The following is an 18,996-nucleotide window of genomic DNA, read 5'->3' on the forward strand; positions in this document are numbered from 1 at the left end:
CTCTAAGACTCATAAGGTGTTGCTTTTTTTAAAATTCTCTCTTAAAGGGCACATTTTTACAAAATTCATTTTGCTATAATCAAAATTGGTATATTTTATAGTCTTTTGGCATATATTTCTGAATTTGTAGAATGGAGGTGAAAAAGATGGGGAAATCATTTGTAATAAGAAATCAACGTAGTTTAAATGGGGAAACAACCAATGCTGTGCTAGTAACATTAAAATCATGGCAAAAATTTGTGGAAACATTTGAAGAGAAATACTACAGCTATAAAGATACATATTTAGAAGATATTCTACAGCACATGACATATGAAGACCGTATTGCTGATGTTGACGGTTTTGTCGAAAAAGCCAAACCATCTTTTTCACGTCGCGCAATATCTGCACTTGCAGAGAAAACAGGAAGAAAACATAAATTATATGGTATTACAAATGCAGATCTTGAAGTATTCTTATACCTTCATAAAAAATGTTTTACTAATGGTATTATTCCAAATGTAACAGTACATATGATGTGGGAAGATTACAAGCAATATAAAGAAGAATTAGCATACATTCAGCATTCTCAATTCTATATCGCTTTGAAAAAGTTAAGCTTACATAATATTATCTCTATTAAAAATGGGGTAGATGGCCGATATACAATTAAATTGACTCATTTTACGAATGAGGAAACAAAAAAGGCAAATCCATATGTATATATTAGTCCTGTTGTATTTACAAAGGCTTTCTTTAAACTATCTGTAGCAGCTAAGAAGCTATTCTTAGACATTGCTATGCAACAACATAGGGAAACAACATTAAAACGCTCTTTAGACAAGCTGGACGAAAGAGGAAACAAAACTCATTTTGGTGGGATGTATCGTTACTTACATAAAAAATATCCACATCAAATCCATGCAGTTATAGATGAATTAACTACAGTAGTCCCAAGTACGGGTACTCCCCTATTCAAAATTTGCAAAATGCAAAAAGGGGTAAAAAATACAAAACGATATACAACATTATATCTATCTATCCATCCGGACTTCTTATGTACAAAAGAATCTGGGAATGTTCATCATAGGGATCCGTTTACACCAAAAGCTACATATGCTCGTAAAGCAAGATTCATTGAAGACCTCCTACAAGAAATGAATATCGGTGAACTGTCTGCAGACATGGATAAATTTATTCATGTATTAAAGCATACTTCACATCGCCAAATTCGGAGTGTAATTCGTGGACTTCGCGACATGATTGACAGTAAAGAAGGATTTCCAAAGAAAATTGTATATACATTAAAAAAACTATTATATCAAACATCTCAATATAAAATTCTTGATACTGCAGCGAAAGAAGGTATCTATCCTCTTATCGCTCAGCATATACCAAAAGAGAGAAATAGTGACCGTGAACAAGCTGTCTTTAATTTCGGTCTACATTATGCCATGTACTCTCTTCGTAACATTAAGAAAATATTTAAAAGTGTATATGCACTACTGAAACAGAAATTTGCAGTACCCGCGAATGAAGAATCTTATAACCGTAATTACCTAAAATACCAGGAAGAAACATTATTTAGAAAATATGCATATGACCAGGGCGTTAATGTCCATGCATATGTCGCATTGGAAATTAAAATGCGTGAGAAATTAAAAAATCGTGGTCATAAAGATCGTACTATTCCAAGCGATATACGTGAATGGTTTATTGAAGAGATTGATAGATTACCGCAAGAACAGCTGCGCGTAATTGAACTATCAGAATCGTTTAATTTACTAGAATTTATGCGTACTTTTGAACGTTTAGTACGAGCTGGTGTAACAATAAAATCTGCAGATCAGGTACTAAACGCAATAGCAATAAAATAAGTGTAACGAGCCCCCTATTTTCAAAAATTTCGAAAGTAGAGGGCTATTAGTGTTTGTTTCATTAGTATTCCTTTTTAACTACTCCATTAATAAAGACCAAATTAGAAGGACTTCATTTAAAATGAAGTCTATTTTTATACATATCTATTCAAATTCTCGTTCTTCTACATCGAACTCTCCACATCAATATAGAAAGTAATTCTATTATCGATAAAATATCATCTTGCTATACCTACATAAAATCACAAGAAAATATTAAAAAACTGTTGATATGAGGACAAAAATCATTAAATGTGAATAAAAATTACCTATAATCCTTATAATTACTGAGGTAAATGTATTTACCTAATAAAAATCATCAAAAATAATGTGTATTATGTGGAAACACTTAATTATGTTTATATATCTTAAGCAGATTGTGAACAATTTGTTTATAAGCTGAGGTTGAACAACCTGATTTTCAAAAAAAGGAATGTTTACCTTTTTAAAAAGTAATGTATAAATATAAGATGCCTCGTATTAATTCTTTTGTGATTTCATGTATGTAAATATATTTTACTTTCTGCTTTTTTGTAGAATTGAAGCCGAATAATTAAAGGATTGATTGATTCTATTTATTACCAATTATGATTTTTTATGTTCGTATATCTAATAATCTCTTGTGAGAGTATATTTACACCTTATTTTTCATTACCTATAAAAGTTCCATCTTTTTATTTTTTTATTTTTTAAGATATATATTTATATTAGATTTTTAAAACCGGGGAGTTATCAACAATTATTAAAATTAAAACTTAAATATATTGGTAATTTGAAATATAATGAGTTAAATTAAACAGATCATTACCCTCATACAAAAGGACAAAACTACGTATCCCTACCAGGACTAAGTTTGTCCTTTTTTCATTTTAATAAACAATTTATATTGGAGGATTACACATGGCTGCACTAAAAGAAACAACTTACATAGAAACGAATACCTATAACGAGATTGGATTTTTTACAGGGATTGTTTGGGGATTAGTTTTTGTAGTGCCTTTTTGGATATGCCCGCAACCGTGCGTAGCAAAGGGCGGTAGCAGGTCTTTTACTTGTTTTCTGTTATAATATATCCAAAGAAATTAGGTGATTATATTGAACGAGACAATTAGCTTAGAGGAAAATTTAAAAGCTTTCTCTACATATTTAAGTGAAAAAGGGCGAAAACATTCTACAATCCAACGCTATGCATACGATATTAAAGATTTTTATAGATGGTTAAATGAAAATGAGTTGCTTTTACATATCAAATCATGGAATGAAATATCTGTTCATGATTATCAAGCTTATTTCTCAATGTTAGAAAACAAACGAGAATATTCTCTTAAAACAAGGCACAGGATATGGGTGGTTTTAAAAAAGTTACACACGTTTTTAGGAATAGTTAGTCCATTAGATGATATTCATCTCTCTTTAATTCCGGATCAATCATTAAATGACAATGATTTTATTACCGAATTAGAAGAGAAGCTTTTAAAACAAACTGTTCTATCAACTAAGGGGTTAACAGAGAGACAAACTAAATATCGGCCTCTAATCATGGATAGAAACGCTTGTATAATTAATTTAATAGTAAACTACGGTTTGTCATTGCAAGAGCTTGTATCGCTTAATATGAGCCATATACAGTTTGCTAGGAACACTTTAATTGTTTCAGGAGAAAACGGAGTTACTAGATCCGTCTTCTTAACAGCCGAAGATACAAAACAGCTTTACAAATATTATTCGACTATCCCTGAATCTGTAAGACCTCGACAGCACACAGATAATCCCCTATTTGTGGCATTTGATTTTAATCGAGGTACTTATCGATGGGTTTACGAAAATGATGCACCAAAGGCTTTATCTGAGGTTGCTATACAGAAGATGATTCGACTGGAAGTAAAACGAGCAGAATTAGGTAGACGTATTTCTGCACAACAGATGAGAAATACGTTTATTTTTCGTCTTATTAAACAAGGAATAAATGAGGATGAATTAGTAAATAAAATAGGTTTTAAAACAAAAGTATCTTTAAAAAGATACTATCAATACTTGATGTTATCTAAAAAAACTCGATGAAAAATACGTAACTACTATTTCACAGAAAAAGACTTTTGAACTGTACAAAGTTCATCTTTTGTTAATTGTTTCTTATTTACATTAGATGAATAAATTTGATAATGTACGTCATTTTCATTCCAGTATACATAATGTGATTCATTTTTTTGCTGATTGAATGCTTGACGAATTTTATCAAATGCATTGATCTTTTGTAAAGATTTTTGTGGGAAAACATCTTTTCCTCTTGTTATTTCAACAATTAAGTTTTGATTGTCTTTACTTGAATAAACGATGGTAACATGTGTGGCTTTAAAATACAGTTCGATTAAAAATATTGTGTTAAACCGTATTCTATGGTTTCTTATCCGACAGGCTTATGTTTTATAAAAAAAGTTTGATCTTAGCTTATTTATAATTCTTTGATTAAAGAGATAAAGCATCGTAACTTTATTTCAATGCTACATTAAATTTTAGCATAAAGAAATGATCCTCTTAGTGAAAGTTACATTTGAAATAATAAAAAGGTATGGGGTTACGCCCCACACCTTTTTACCAGTAGAAATATTCGTTATATGCTTCGTGTATCAATCACGATCAATGTCACCTTCGATATATTGACTGAGTTTATCCTTAATTGCCGCACTTTCTGGAGTTAATTCTGCTACTTTACGATTATGAAGACGAGAGCCACCTTCGAATTCATCTAAAGGTAACGTATTTTCATCATCTTGAGGAACGGTAGCAGCCATTTGTTGTAACCATTGCATTGTTAAGTTAGATGTTGTATTTTTACCATTGATTTCTGCAGTTCGTTGAATTTCCTGTTCCTGCTGATTATGGGTCACAGTCGATGTGTAAGCAGGCTCTCTATATTGTGGTGTATGCTTCGCCCTTGGCACTTCTATTGGAGTTTCAGTAATAACTGGTGCTTTGTTGTTAAGTTCAATAGGTTCTCTATGTTTACTTGTATCTGGTACATTTTCTTTTTGAATATCGATTACTTCATTAATTTTTGCAGATTCTGTTTTATTAGAAGTAGCCATTGATGCTGTAGCGTCCTCCTTTTCGAGCTTAGGAGCAGAATTCCTTGAGTAACCTTGAACAGACTGATTATTTGTTAACTCCCCTTCATTGTCAGTATCATCTTCATTACTATAAAAATCGTAAGTATCAGGATTTAACGTTTGTAACCAGCCTTCTATTGCAGTAGGTGCTGTTTTAGGTGTACTTAATTCTTCAATTACAGCTTCTTCACTATCAACATCTGTATCTGTGACATAATCATCATATTTAATTTCCGTATTTAATGACTCTTCACGAATTTTTAACCAATAAGCAGCTGCTTCTGCATCAACTTGAATCTTAGCTGTTTTAAACTCAGAGGCAGGAACAAAGTTAGCATTTACTTGTATCCCTCCTTGAGGAGCATTATCTTTTACAATTTTAGCAGCACACTGGAATGCTTTTTGAATTAAAATGTCATTTTCAGAAAGAATTGGTACCTCTGTTTTCGAATAAGAGTAGGATGTTCTACGAGTACTTTGTGTTTTTGTTTCTGCTGTTACCATATCAATTTCTTGATCACCTTCACGTGCCTCATAAATTGTTTTCGTACCCATTAGCTTACTAAATAATTTAGCGTCTTCATTTGTAACATCACCATAAACAAGTTTATTACGAAATGTACCTAACAGTATATCCATGAATCTTGGGCCATGTTCAATTGCTAATTGACTAATGGTTTGTGCAATAACAATTAAAGGTGCTTTATATTTACGTGATTGAGCAGGAAAACTTTTAAATGCTTTGTAAATGTAATCCGCAAACTCATCGACTAAAACCGGATGGTAAGGAGATACGTTAGGCTTACGACGGAAAACAGCATTCTGCACGGCATATAAACATAATTTACCGAATACATCGGATAGATCAGAAAGTTCCCCTTTCGCTGTGTTGACTAACAGAATACCTCCAAATTCCAAATGCTTCTCAAAATCAAAATCCGATGGACCACATAAAACACGTCGGAGCAGAGGTTGAGCAGAAATATCATTTAATGTGTTTCGTAAACCGCGAACAAAGGTTTCTTGTTTATCAATTATCTTTGGTTGACCATAGTATTTCCCTTCAGTATGATAAACAACTTCCCCTCCCCCACGACCACCAGAAATTTCAGGAACATAATTTAAATCAAACCATTCATCAACTTGTTTCATTATGCGGAAATGATTTCGTTCATCCCTATCTGGAATAGATTCAATATCATTTGGAAGTCGTTCTTTTAATTTGAGATGCATCTCAAATACGAGATTAGCATCATTATACATATCAATTAAATGCTCAAATCTAGCTTCAAAATTAGAATCATGAAGTTTTAACAAATAAATATGTTGTTTAAGATGGGAACGCTCAGATTGAACGAAGAACGGATTTCCTGCTCCATTATCAGAGAGACCCGTTAATACTGAACATAACATCTCAGCAACTTTATCAACTGGACCACGTACAAAATTTATTGAAGGGGTATCAGGATTTGTTGGGTCTAAATAGAAAATAACACTTTCGGGAATCTTGTGTGCTAATACCAATTTATATACTTTTTCGCAGAAGTCATTAGATGGCTCGATAACTGTAAGACCATTAACCTGCGTTCCTTTTACATCCTCTGAATGATAATCTTTTCTTGCATATAAAGTTTTAAAATTATTAATCATGGAAGCCATATAGTCAAGAATTTGATTGGCAATTGGCAAACCTAGTGCCGCAGATTTACCGGTACCAATGTTACCGATGATCATTATATTAAGCGTTAGAGACTTGCCCTGTATTACTGCCATTTCCCGTGTAGCACTGTTAGGACCAAGAAAGATATCGGGTTCTGGCAATTTTGATGGATTTTTTTCAGTGAAAAATCTGTGTAATGAAGTAGCAAGTTTTCGTTGACGATCATCATTCAAAAAGGAAAGCATCCAACCAGGTATTTTAAATACGTATTCCCATTTTCCGAATTCATCTAAAAGCTCTTTTTTATGTTCATAAAAAATCTTAAAGAGCCATAAGAGTACGAGAATAATAATAATTACAGGTATTGCAAATACAAGGTGCATGATATTACTAAAATTTGAAAGTATAGTATCCTCTAATCCTTTGTCATTTAGTGAAACTTCTCCAGCTTTCGAATTTAAGAATGGAATAAATATTTTAGCTAATGGAACACTAAACGCCCATAAGTACTGGGCAACTATACCAATTAACATCATCGAGAATATAAACCATCTACGCTTTATCTCCTGGTAGGTCTTAACCTTGGTTGATAGTTGCCAAGTATAAATTAAAATCCAAAAACTAAAAAAGGTTTCAATGTAATAATTAGTTTCAAAAGGATTACCGAAGATACTTAAAGTAGGTAACGGAGCTCCCATTTGTATGGACCAGAAAGAAGCGTATTTATATATTCCTCTAAAAGCAAAATACCAAGCTAGCAGAAGTAGTAATGTTATAACATAGTAAGATGAGCGGGCTGCTAAACGATATTTCCAGCTTTTTGTAATATCGATTGTAACTGTATAGGAATTTTTTTTGCTCTTTCCGGCTTTTGGATCCTCCCCATTACCTGGTGCATTATTGAGTTCAGCATTCTTTTGAACTGCATTCTCCAAATTCTTGTTTCACCCTCTCTTTTAACGAATAAAAAGCAGCGGTGAAATTAAGCAATTCAGCAGAAGTAGCCAATAATATATTCTCTGGTGCTATGGAATTGTGATACAAATCAGTAAAAATGGCTTGCTGCCCATGCTCTAATTCATCCGCTTCATATATCCCCAAAATCTTAATTGGGTTTAGTGTTCGGTGTTGATTTTGCATAGCCAACAATCCTGATAATTGCTGTAATTTAAAGTGTGTGTTAACCTCCCCTACCTTAAGTATTGTTAATATACATAATATTTCTAAGTAATCTAAAGATTTTTTTTCTTCATCAGGTGCTTTTTTTCGTAATATCAAAATGTCATCTGTTAGCTCAAGTAGTTTAGAATGTTGAATCCCTTTCGCTTGAATTTCATTTTTATTAGAAATCCACTCTACTGAATAAGGGAAAGAAGAATTTATGTTTAAACGTTCAGCGATTTTTTTGAGCAAATGACTTTTGTTTAAACTATTAATCTCGCGAATTTCATGAAGAATATTATTTATTACAAGTGCAGATCCACCCATATTGCTTACGTAAACATTTAGGTTATTCACTACACTTAAACGTGGTATATTGCTGAATGCCTTTTTTAAATTTGTTACACGTGTAGTTCTTTTTTTGTAAGTAGAAATTGTGTGATAGGAATCATCGATTACTGAAAATAAAACGTAAAACTGTTTAGACGGATTAGAAGCAGCGATATCAAGATATTTTTTTAGTTTGTTTTCTAGAAATGGAATGTTTTCCGTCCCTGTATCAACTTCAATATTGATAATAGAATCATTACATGTAAGAACCCAATCAGGAATGATTAATGGGTCTCCCTTTGGGTCTGGATAAAACTCCTTAGATGGACGAAATGAATAAACGAGTTGAGGTAAGTCTGGTTGGAAGGAAACGGGTTGAAGTTCTGGCTGAAACATTTCGCGATACTCTTCATCTTCATATAAGAAGTAGACATCATTTGAATCGGAATACATTAGGTTGGGTAAATGTAAGTTTTGCTTAACAATTGAGTTTAATGGAAAAAGATAATCGCCATTACCACCTACAATTGCACCGGTATGTTCATTTTGAGATTCTGCTTCAAGTAGATTTAGCACGAATTGTGTAATAGCTATATTGTGTTCATATTGCCTTTTGGTAACAAACGATGTGTTGCAATCAGTAATTAATTTTAAACGATATAATATTTCTGCTCCCTTTGAAGCTATAGAAACGAAATCTAATGTAAATCCACGCTTTTTTCTCACACTTATATTTTCTTTTTTTATTAATTTCATTTTTGCCCACTTAGTTAACTTGGATGAAAATGTAGTTCGACTTATAGGCTCCCCACTTATTAATTCATAAAATTTTCGTAATTGAATTTGAGATACTGTTCGTTGTTCATATAAAAATAAGACTGTAAAAATGTCAGAACGATTAAAATAAACTCCACGGTCATTCTCTCCGACGATATATTTAACGGCATGATCAAATGATTTTTTCAATTTAAAACACTCCCTTGATATGGAAATAATATACGGAAATCTGCATAAAAACGGGTGCAATTGTCATGAAATGAAAGTAATTAATGTTGGATAAATTAAGCAGTTCAGTACATAAAAATGATTAGTGTATATTTTAACTGAAATTTACAAAAAAGTAACTCATTATCCCCTATGAACTCTCGATTTAAAAACACATATTATTTCGTCAGGTGTGGGTAATTAAATTCAATGATATCAAGTGGAAAATTACAGTTAGAGTTCGTCATTTGTACTTCGACATAGATAAAAGAACATATGACGAACTCTAATGATGAAAAAAGGGTTCGTCATATGTATCTCGTTATATATGTGTAGAGTAACAAAAATAGATGAAATGTACAGTGAATATTCTTTTGCATAGATGATATTATGTGTTAAACAGAATTGTATTTAATTCTATAGAGCTATTTGTTTATCAGAAGGAAAAATCACATCATAAAAGAAATAAGTAAATAAACATAATAAAGTAAATGAAAATTGTGTATATTTCATATTTTGCATGTTACAATTTGATTTAAGGGGTGAAAAAATGCGGAATTGGAACATAGAATATGGGTTAATAACAAAGATAATACAAAGTGAATTTGAAACGGACTTTCTTTATACCCAAGTAATTAATACATTAAGTAACGAACATGAGATAATCCCAATAAAGTTTGCAGCTCTAGATCCTTATAAAACGTATAATATGGCACAAGTCAGTAGAATTTTGAGGATAAAATCTAACCAATTAAGATATTTAATCAACAAATACGGTGAATACATCCAATTAATAAAAAAAAGAGCTAAATATGCTATTTCATTTAAAGCTTTATACAGGATATATTTGGTGAACCTATGTTTAACAAAGAAATTAATTAGTTTAGGTGAGTTTAACAAAATCATGACTACACATGTTAGTTATAGCGATTATATTGATATGAAATTGACAAGTTATACTGACAAGTTTGTAGAACTTAACTATAAAACTAGCCAATTGAATGAAAATGAATCAGAATTTTATGTGTTATTCCTACAAATATCAGAAATAACTACGGAATTAATAAAAGAAATAGCTGAATATAATATGACATTAACATCCCCTTTCCATTCTGTTGACAACAGAGAGAGAAATAAGTTGGTAAATAAGAAACGAGATCATGAAGTTCTTTTCAATAAACTAAGTATTGTATATAAAAATTTATAATTAGAAGAGTAATACTTTAATAAGTATTACTCTTTTTTTATAGACTTATCTATAACGTGTATATATAAGACTTACAAATAAGACGTATAAAGGTTTGTGGTGATATTATATTGACATGAAATTTATATAAAAGTGGATAAAACCTTTATTTTTAGGTGTTTGTACATAAGTCTTATATATAGTGCGTTTATATAGGTTGTATATGTACGATAGAGGGGTTATTAGTACTATATTTTAGATGTATCAAATGGTAATAATATAAATCTGGATAAAAATCTACATAAATACTGTCTTTTTATTAAGTATCCGATAGTTATTGTTAGTTATATGAAATCTAGTATTAACATGTTTTGTTTACTACGTATATAAAGGATTTACATGTACGTCTTATATGTAAAGTGGTGATAGGTAAGAGTTTAATGTATTTTTTTGAAATGAAAGTCTTATATAAGTCTTGTATATAATAACCTTATATAAGACTTATATATAATGACTTGATATACGTCTTATAATAAGGTAATATGTTTTTAGGAATAATTAACCAACGTTTTAAGGGGGGGACAACTTGAACGAGGTATTAAGTGAAAAATATAAACAGAATAAATTTACTCCTGAAGTTGTAGAAATGTTCGCAGACATTATTGAAGAAGACGAAATACTGTACAATGTATTTCATTACATAGGATCTCAAGTAAACAAACAATACCAAGAGACGAAGTATATGAGAGGTATTTCAATAAATGAGATAGTAGAAAATGTTGTTATTGATAGGAGAGTAAAGAAACCTAAGGGAAAATCCTATTCGTTAGAAATTGAAAGGACTAATATTTCTAGAAGATCAGCAGAGGGAAGTGTGGGTACTTTAGCTGCCATGTCATTAATAACAGAAAAAATTATGCATCCGTATAAGTTTTTAATTTCAACAATAAGAGGACAACAGATTTTAATTGAATTAGAGAAACGTAAAAACAAGTAAAAAGAACGAAGGAGAGATGGAAAATGGCAAAAAACTTTCTGAAAAACGAAGTTGCTGTAAAGATGACTATGGTTGGTTTTGGGCAAGCCGGAACTAGAATGGTAGATAAGTTTGCTGAGTATAAACATACAGATGGTACAGCAGTATATAATTGTCTTGCATTAAATAGTAATGACGGAGATTTAGCTGAACTTAAGAATGTTCCAAAAAGTAACCAGGTTTCACTAAAATTAGGTGGTTTAGGTAAAAATCCTGAACGTGCTGTAAAGGTTTTAGAATCTAATGATGATGCTAAAGATAAATTAAAAGAGTTTATTACAGAACGTGTAAGACCATCTGATGAATTAGTGCTATTTTTTGCTGGTTTAGGCGGTGGAACAGGTACATCTACAATTATTAAGGCAATTGAGGAATTCTCTGCTTTCCATAATAAGCCTGTTATCGCGGAAGAACTTAAAAGTATGGCAATGAAAATCCCTAGAGAAGAACTAATAGCAAATCAACAAAAGTATGCAAGAATTGCTTTCAATAATGCAATTGAACGTAAAGATTTCATTAAAATGGGTATTGTAGTTACACTTCCAGTTAGAGCTGATGGACCAGACGTACTAAGACAAGTAAATAAATTCTCACAAGAAATTTGGAAATTAGCTAATGATCCGGCTAAAGGTGTAGCGTTTGTTGTGTTTGCAGATAATCAACATTTTTATGATGAGTTTAAAGGATTAAATGAAAATGAGAAAAAAGGAATTGCAAACTCACGTGACTATGCAAACCAACGCATTGGAGATATTATTCATGAGTTAAACACAGCTGCAAATGGCTCTGGAACGTCTGTAATTTTAGATTCTCAAGACTTTAAACGAATTCTGCTAGAAAGAACTGGCTGCTTGGTAATTAATAAGGTTTCACGTAACATGAGCCAAATTGAAAATAGTAAAGAAATTGTAGATATGTTCTCAGAATCATTAAAAGGAAGCTCATTCCACCATCCAATTGATCTAATGAAAACAAATGAAAATGGAGATTTAGAGGCATCTAAAGTGCATCATTTTGGTATGTTGGCAATTTTAGATGAACAAAAGAATATTGATGATTCATTTATGGATGATGCTAAGGTAGAAGTAACAAATAAACTACCAATCAATGGAACTGTTTTTAATGGATATCTAGTTAGTAAGAATGACTTTATGGGTAGCGTGTATACTTTCTATAAAACAGATGCACTACCATCTCGTTTATCTAAAGGATTAGTCGAGGAATACAATGAATTTAAAGAAAAGCAAAGTCAAATTCAATATACAAAGTCTCAAATTACAACTATTGAGGAACAAGATTCAGATGATGATTTCCACATTAATTTTGGTGATTATTTAGAAATAGAACCAGCTAAAGATGACGAAAAGAATGTACAAAATGATGAAGAATTAGCGGCATTTATGGATCCCGATAAAATGTTTGGAGCAAAATAAAAAATAAGCCTGGAAAATTCCAGGCTTATTTTTCTATATTCATTGTATTTTGTATATACTCAATCATGTTTTCATCAATATAGTTTTCAATGAAAAGTTGTTTCCGCGCAAGATCTTCTTCTTTTTTAAACCAACCAACCTTTTTAATTCGGGTGTCTTCAGGAAGGCTATTCCACTCTTTTTCAGCCTGTTTTCTTAACTCTGTACGCGCTCTGTGCTGAATAATCATATTATCTAGTCTTTCTTGTCTTTGACGCTCTTTTAAGGTTTCAGGGTCTTCTGGTTCAGGTAACGCAGAACGCACAGCTTCCTCCAATTTTTCTCTATACTCCATTTCAATGCTCTGTAAATGCAATTCAAGCTTTTGTTCTACTATTTTTTCGATTGTTGCAGCTGCTTCATGTATGTTTAATTGAGCTGAAAGTTCACTGGTTTGATTTTCTGGTGAAACGGGCCTTAGTTCAAATTGATGTGGTAAAAGTTCAATAATTGCATCAAGTGACCATTTTTCGTCTCTCTTCTGCTTGATAAATAAAGCAATATCTAAATCGAGACTATTATATAATTTTTCATTTGTATTATTGGTTCTAAGAGTCCCATGTAACCCTTTTTCTTCTAAGGTATTGAACCAATTATATACCGTATTGTGATGGCGACCTACTAACTTTGAAAACTCAGTTATTCGCCATGCTTTTTCAAAAGCGTCTTCATGAATAAAGTTTTTATTAGTTTCTTCACCATTTTCAGTGGTAGTTTGCTGTTCTTGTTCAATCATTGTTATACCTCCTTGGAATTTAATCGTAGAAAGTGAAATTAACATAGAAAGTGGAATTGACATGTTAAGTACTTTTCGGCAATACTAATTAAAATACCTTTATAAAATGAAATTAACATCAAATATAACATTAACATGTAATGAATTAATGGTTAACATGACATTAATGTTTGTGCGATATTGACATAATAATGTTAATATCATGTTAATGTTTTGTTATTTGTAATGCGTTATTTGGAGTGTTAATCCGCTTTATTGTTGCTATGAAATTAACAAATTAGTCTACAATATATTAATGATAAGTAAATAAAAGTGATTTGTAAATAAATTATAAAGATATAATATTAAACTTATAATATAAAAAACTAAAAGTTTATGTATAAAACAAATAAAAAAAGCCCATACTTGATAGTATAGGCTTTATTATTTAATTAATAATGCTAGGTAGTATGAATCTAAAGTCTGAATAATGAATCGGCTGTAACGGCTCAGTAGAATTAACACCAAGGTTATTGTAATAATCTTCATGTACTATACTAATTGGCTTTTTCTCACCATTAAAGCCGATCGAAATTAAATCGCAGTTTATAACTTTTATAGAAGTATAAAGTAATTGTACATTAAAACCGAATTTTATAATTGAGTCTTCAGGTTTAACTGATGGATCTGGTGTTGTAATATCCTCAGTTTGTATTAAGATTTGTGCGTTGCCTTCGGATTTTTCTTCATTTTCTATAGTGATCGCGTTATTATTTAATGTAAAGATACCGGTAGGTTTATTTGATGTAAATAGCATTATTTGTTCTAGAGCCTCTAATATCTCACGTTTGTTAACTAAAATTACATTTTCATAGAGTGGAGAAAGTAATCTAACTAAGACATCTGGATAATCGCCCTCAAGTGTTTGGGTTCTAAATGTTTCAGTATCACTTGATAAAATAAATGTATTATCAAGTTTGCTCAGTTTAATTGATTTTTTTATATCGAAACTATTGATAGCTTCTTTTAAAGCGATGGCTGGAATTGTCATTTTAATTTCTTCTTTGAAGGCTGTCTGTAATTTAATAGCTTTATACGCTAGTTGATGGCTATCTGTAGATTGAAAGGTCATGAGATTCTCTGATACAGTTAGGTGAATACCTTTTAAAATAGGTCTTTGATTTGAAGTAGATGCTGCATAGCAGACGCTGTTTATAGCTTCTTCTAATATAGAACACTCTATATCAGCGAAATATTCCGCTTGACTCGGTTTAATTACAGGATAATCGCTTACTTTAAAGATATTAAGAGTGAACTTGCTTTTACCAGAAATTAGTTGAAGAATATTTTTGGATAGTTTTAGTTTAATAGGTTCTTTTGTTAATTTTTTTGCGACATCTACTATTTTCTTTTCAACTAATACTGTTCCTTCTGCTATCACCGATACATCTTCATCGCAAAAAACAATACGCTCAATTGTTTCTTTTGAATTTGTGGCAATAAATCGCAATTTATCCGTTTCAGCTACAATCAAAATACTCTCAAGAATAGGTTCTTTTTTGTCTTTACCTGCGAATTTCACCACGCTAGATAAGTTTTCGACTAATTTAGATTTTGAAATTTCGATGTGCATAATTAATTCCTCCTCAAAAGTTTAAAATGTTAATGTTATGTCAATCTCTAAGAGATTCCGTTGATATAACATTGATATTTTGGTGTTTTACCGTTCTTAACATGTTAATTTTAGTTGATATGTTAATGACAAAGAGTCGTTCTAATTCATTGAATTCCGTCCGATGTTAACATGAAATTGATAGTTAGATTGCACTTTTACTTTGTTTTAAATAGCTACCTGTATATTCAACAGCTGCTTCGTTCATAAATCCAATAGTAGTTTTAAAATTATTAAATTGTTGATTACAGCATCTTGATAACTCATTTAATATAAGTTTTTCAGTATTTGAATTAGTGGCCATTACTGCAATTTCTGCAGAATGTTTTATTATAGAAATGTAAAATTCTAATTGTTTTTCATTTAATTTTTTAAAATCGCGTTGCTTAGGGTATGAAGATATTAATATTTCTTTTCGATCATCAATATTGATTTTTAACGCTTTTTCATAATTGTTTACGATGTTCCACAATTCATTGTAATTGCTATTAGATGGTGGAGTTGTATTACTTGTTTGTTGGTGGTTCGGATTTAAGCATAGATATAAGCCAATCCCAATAGATTCGCATGCCTTTACAAATGCTCTAGCCATTGCTGATTTTTCATCATCGCCTAAATCACAAATTTGTCCCACAACTCCATTTTCTATATTTTTTTCTTTATTAGAAAATCTGTTCAATTTCTTTGCATCTGTGCCATAAACAATTCTTTTCTCGCCACCCCATTCTGAAAAGTCTAATGTTAACTTACATGTTGTTCTTGCCCACATAATAGGGGGGACGCTACTTGGTTCTGCATAAAGTTCTTGAATCGGATATTCAATTGAAAATCCGTAAACACCTAAAATCTCTATTAATCTCTTTCTAGCTTGATAATGAGGAATGTATGGTTTACCATCTTTGTATTTCAATTCATTCTTTTCAAAGGGAGCTAATAAAGCGTCGTGTACATCTTCTAATCTTTGGTATTTTCTCTTTTTGAACATCTTTTTTCCTCCTTTTAAACACAAAAATGCCCTTCGAAGGAATCGATTTTTTTACACGAAGTAAGTGTAATAAAATCGATTACCCGAAGGGCATGAGTGTTTTTTGAAATAAAATAAAAAATAATGGTACATTTTAAGTATATGTTTTGTAGTCAGTATTTTCAATTTATTTTTTCGAGAGAAACACTTAGTAATTTGGTAGAAAAAGAATATTCTTATTATGACAAGGAATTTAAATAGTTCGTTAACAATTTGAATAATGGAAGGAGGGGGAAGGTTGCTTATTGATACATTGAAGCCAGAAAATGATTCTGAAATATTGGTGCTTTGTAGAAAAAGATTAGGAATTAAACAAAACGAATTAGCTAAAGAATTAGGAGTGACTCCTAGCCATTTATCCAATATAGAAAATGGTAAGTATGAGCTTTCATACAAAATGAGGAAACAGTTATGTCGTTTATTAGAGGAATTTAATTTGAGTAGAGAGCAAGGTGGTGCTTGAATTGAAAGTTCTAGTTTTAAAATCAATTGCTACCGAATTAAAAAAGGTTATTGAAGAATTTTTTCCTGGTGATGAGATCATTGAAGTTACGTATACCAACATAGACGATTATAATGAAGTTTTTGCAGTTTTCGTGGATTCAGAAGAAATAATAGGCGAAAATGGAAGCAGTTATATTGCAATGCTGCGGCAAAACTTAAGAGCGAATTACAAGATATGCTTAGCTGATGAATTAGATAGTTTAGAACTAGATCTTATAACACATCCTTTTAAAGTAGTTGATAATACACCCGACAGTTTACATTCTTATTTACAAAAAATAATTATGGTTAACTCAAGAAGCGATGTAGGTGAGGGAGACCAGGAGAATTCCGGTAGTAAAGAATCGCGTGATAAAAATAATGAAGATATAGAAATAGAATCTCATATTATAGAGGAAGTCAAAATACGAAAATTAAATACTGATAAAAATGAACAGGATAATATTGTTCAAAATGAAACCAAAGCAATCGAGAAATATAATGATGGAAATGTAGCTGCTAGTAAAGAGAATTATTTAGAAAAACCTCTTGAAAATCAAAATGCTAACAATTCTAAAGATGATATATGTAGTAGAGAGGGTACTCCGGTAAGTGAAGAAATTAAAAAAGAAACTATAAAAAGGGAAAGTGTACTTGCAATAAGTGAAGAAACATATGAAAAAGCAATATTAAACCTTAGAAATTATATAAATATCCCTGTTCATAGAAGAAAACTAATAGGTGAAAAAGTAATTGGTGTATGGTCACCTATTAATCGTGTAGGCGTTACAAGCTTTTTGACTAACCTCGCCGTGTTTATGGCTAATTACTCAATTTCAATTTCTGTGTTAGAAGGTGTATCAAATACACCAAAATTATATTCTTATGTTCAAAAATTTTTGAACATAGATGAACGTTGGATATCATTAAGTGATTATTTAATTAACCCTAATTTAACAACACAACACATTCCACTTCATTATAAGGGAGTAACCTTTTTCCCTTTTAATCGCAATAATTATAAATGCTTTACAGATAACATAATGAACCGCTATTACATTGAAGGACTACGTTTTTTTGATTTAGTCTTTTTAGATATTCCTTCTGGTCCTATGGTAAAGCATACACTTGAAAGTTTAAAACACATTGATGAATTATGGATCCTATGCAATAACGATGTATATAATTATAATCTTGCCTCGAAATTTATTACTCAAAAAATAAATCCTAAAGTTGAAACTAAACTCATCTTTATAGATCAGTTTGAGTTTAGTAAACCAAAAATAATTCAGAAAATGTTTGAATCTGATATTTTGTTTGAATTTCCTTCTATTTTTGAGGAAGTAGCTAAAATACAATACTCTAATAGACTTTTTGTTGAGGATGATGCTACATTTGCAAAGTTAAAGCCTGGATTCGAACATATTATGAATTATTTAATATCAGAATCGAATTTTAAAGGCAGTTATAACGATGAGTCTAATGTAAAAAGGATTTGGAATGTAATGAAAAAAATTATTATTAATCCCTAGATTAAATTAGGAAAATTTAGTATATTCGTAATATACTCTTTCAATTTTTTGTTTTATTTTCTAGTGATTACATAAAGCCCTTCGGGTTACGGATTAAATTACACTATTGTGTGGTATTTAACCTCCGTATTCCAAAGGGCTTTTTTTATTAATTTAATGGAAAAGGAGAGATATTATGTCGATAGAAAAATTAGCGGTAAGTAGAGTTTTAAGGCCTGCAAGAAGTATGAGTAAAGGTAGCAATGAAAGATGGTTTGAATATTATAGAACAACTTGCCCAATATGCGGTCATCAAGGATGGTGTAGTGCGATCCGTTAATCTATAAGTTCCATATCAACATGGTAATGTCATGTTAATGGAATGAAATGATTGGGGTTCTTTGATAAGAGCTCACAACTAATTATTCGAAAAGTGGAATGAAAGCCGTCATGTTGAGCTGAAACACTTTCCCTAATACTCCTACGTGCGTCAAACTGTGATAGCGGTGAGAGGTACGAAGCTAGGTGAAGTCGCCTGAATTTAATCTGGAGCCACTTGGTGAGAAGGTATGATTAAAGATAGGGCGGGGGGCTATAAGATTCCTATGGTTAGAATGTGTAAAGGTAACACTGACAAAGTGGCGAATGTACAGGTCTAGAAGCCTACGGAATACGAAAGTTTCCGCAATCCAAAGAGATTGGTAAATTACCGATGAGTAAGCTTTGCACCCATGAAAATCGGGATAGCAAACAATGATGC

Annotated in this window: 13 protein-coding genes; 8 read left to right on the plus strand and 5 right to left on the minus strand. The window is 31.3% G+C overall.

Annotated elements, in window-relative coordinates; genetic code table 11:
- The first annotated feature begins 146 nt into the window (after positions 1-146).
- From QCI47_RS29405 to QCI47_RS29415, 3 genes are all read left to right on the plus strand, one after another.
- The gene (locus tag QCI47_RS29405) at positions 147-1,856 is read left to right on the plus strand and encodes a hypothetical protein (RefSeq protein ID WP_000520257.1); all 1,710 of its coding nucleotides are present in this window, start codon (positions 147-149) and stop codon (positions 1,854-1,856) included.
- A 939-nt stretch (positions 1,857-2,795) separates the two neighbouring features.
- Positions 2,796-2,963 carry a hypothetical protein gene (locus tag QCI47_RS29410; RefSeq protein WP_000729391.1) on the plus strand — a complete coding sequence of 56 codons (168 nt, stop codon included), beginning with the start codon at positions 2,796-2,798 and terminating at the stop codon, positions 2,961-2,963.
- Positions 2,964-2,981: 18 nt separating this feature from the next.
- Positions 2,982-3,956: a tyrosine-type recombinase/integrase gene (locus QCI47_RS29415; RefSeq protein WP_044128546.1), complete on the plus strand. Its 975-nt coding sequence runs from the start codon at positions 2,982-2,984 to the stop codon at positions 3,954-3,956.
- Positions 3,957-4,522: 566 nt separating this feature from the next.
- Here QCI47_RS29415 and QCI47_RS29420 read toward each other — a convergent pair.
- Together QCI47_RS29420 and QCI47_RS29425 are read right to left on the minus strand one after the other, a co-directional pair.
- A complete protein-coding gene (locus tag QCI47_RS29420; protein ID WP_000426526.1) occupies positions 4,523-7,597 on the minus strand; it encodes a type IV secretory system conjugative DNA transfer family protein in 3,075 nt (1,024 codons plus the stop codon).
- Entirely contained in the window at positions 7,569-9,119 is a 1,551-nt protein-coding gene (locus QCI47_RS29425; RefSeq protein ID WP_000747955.1) for a replication-relaxation family protein, read from the minus strand. Before QCI47_RS29425 ends, QCI47_RS29420 begins: the two co-directional genes overlap by 29 nt.
- A gap of 538 nt (positions 9,120-9,657) precedes the next feature.
- Between QCI47_RS29425 and QCI47_RS29430 the strand changes: the two genes are divergently transcribed.
- The 3 genes from QCI47_RS29430 to QCI47_RS29440 all read left to right on the plus strand — a co-directional run bounded on the left by QCI47_RS29430 (position 9,658) and on the right by QCI47_RS29440 (position 12,792).
- Positions 9,658-10,344: a hypothetical protein gene (locus tag QCI47_RS29430; RefSeq protein ID WP_025921769.1), complete on the plus strand. Its 687-nt coding sequence runs from the start codon at positions 9,658-9,660 to the stop codon at positions 10,342-10,344.
- Between the two features lie 565 nt (positions 10,345-10,909).
- Positions 10,910-11,320, plus strand: coding sequence for a hypothetical protein (locus QCI47_RS29435; protein ID WP_001006724.1), 411 nt, complete (start codon positions 10,910-10,912; stop codon positions 11,318-11,320).
- A gap of 23 nt (positions 11,321-11,343) precedes the next feature.
- Positions 11,344-12,792, plus strand: coding sequence for an FtsZ/tubulin family protein (locus QCI47_RS29440; RefSeq protein WP_001097018.1), 1,449 nt, complete (start codon positions 11,344-11,346; stop codon positions 12,790-12,792).
- 25 nt (positions 12,793-12,817) lie between these two features.
- On the opposite strand, the gene QCI47_RS29445 is transcribed toward QCI47_RS29440, so the two are convergent.
- The 3 genes from QCI47_RS29445 to QCI47_RS29455 all read right to left on the minus strand — a co-directional run bounded on the left by QCI47_RS29445 (position 12,818) and on the right by QCI47_RS29455 (position 16,203).
- Positions 12,818-13,567 carry a terminase gpP N-terminus-related DNA-binding protein gene (locus QCI47_RS29445; RefSeq protein WP_000572425.1) on the minus strand — a complete coding sequence of 250 codons (750 nt, stop codon included), beginning with the start codon at positions 13,565-13,567 and terminating at the stop codon, positions 12,818-12,820.
- 427 nt (positions 13,568-13,994) lie between these two features.
- Positions 13,995-15,179 carry a DNA polymerase III subunit beta gene (gene dnaN, locus QCI47_RS29450; RefSeq protein ID WP_048557063.1) on the minus strand — a complete coding sequence of 395 codons (1,185 nt, stop codon included), beginning with the start codon at positions 15,177-15,179 and terminating at the stop codon, positions 13,995-13,997.
- A gap of 184 nt (positions 15,180-15,363) precedes the next feature.
- Entirely contained in the window at positions 15,364-16,203 is an 840-nt protein-coding gene (locus tag QCI47_RS29455) for a hypothetical protein (protein WP_000474015.1), read from the minus strand.
- A 277-nt stretch (positions 16,204-16,480) separates the two neighbouring features.
- On the opposite strand from QCI47_RS29455, the gene QCI47_RS29460 reads away from it, so the two are divergent.
- Complete coding sequence (locus tag QCI47_RS29460) at positions 16,481-16,705, plus strand: helix-turn-helix transcriptional regulator (protein ID WP_000904320.1); 225 nt, start codon at positions 16,481-16,483, stop codon at positions 16,703-16,705.
- Positions 16,698-18,257, plus strand: a complete 1,560-nt coding sequence (locus QCI47_RS29465) for a hypothetical protein (protein ID WP_239534394.1) — start codon at positions 16,698-16,700, stop codon at positions 18,255-18,257. Before QCI47_RS29460 ends, QCI47_RS29465 begins: the two co-directional genes overlap by 8 nt.
- Positions 18,258-18,996: the final 739 nt, after the last annotated feature.

This window comes from Bacillus cereus group sp. RP29, from assembly GCF_040459765.1.
GTDB lineage: Bacteria > Bacillota > Bacilli > Bacillales > Bacillaceae_G > Bacillus_A > Bacillus_A paranthracis.

Bases quoted from the DNA above. Each gene is read 5' to 3' on its own strand.
- QCI47_RS29455 (WP_000474015.1), bottom strand. From the start codon at position 16,203: ATGTTCAAAAAGAGAAAATACCAAAGATTAGAAGATGTACACGACGCT.
- QCI47_RS29430 (WP_025921769.1), top strand. From the start codon at position 9,658: ATGTTACAATTTGATTTAAGGGGTGAAAAAATGCGGAATTGGAACATA.
- QCI47_RS29440 (WP_001097018.1), top strand. From the start codon at position 11,344: ATGGCAAAAAACTTTCTGAAAAACGAAGTTGCTGTAAAGATGACTATG.
- dnaN (WP_048557063.1), bottom strand. From the start codon at position 15,179: ATGCACATCGAAATTTCAAAATCTAAATTAGTCGAAAACTTATCTAGC.
- QCI47_RS29405 (WP_000520257.1), top strand. From the start codon at position 147: ATGGGGAAATCATTTGTAATAAGAAATCAACGTAGTTTAAATGGGGAA.
- QCI47_RS29445 (WP_000572425.1), bottom strand. From the start codon at position 13,567: ATGATTGAACAAGAACAGCAAACTACCACTGAAAATGGTGAAGAAACT.
- QCI47_RS29410 (WP_000729391.1), top strand. From the start codon at position 2,796: ATGGCTGCACTAAAAGAAACAACTTACATAGAAACGAATACCTATAAC.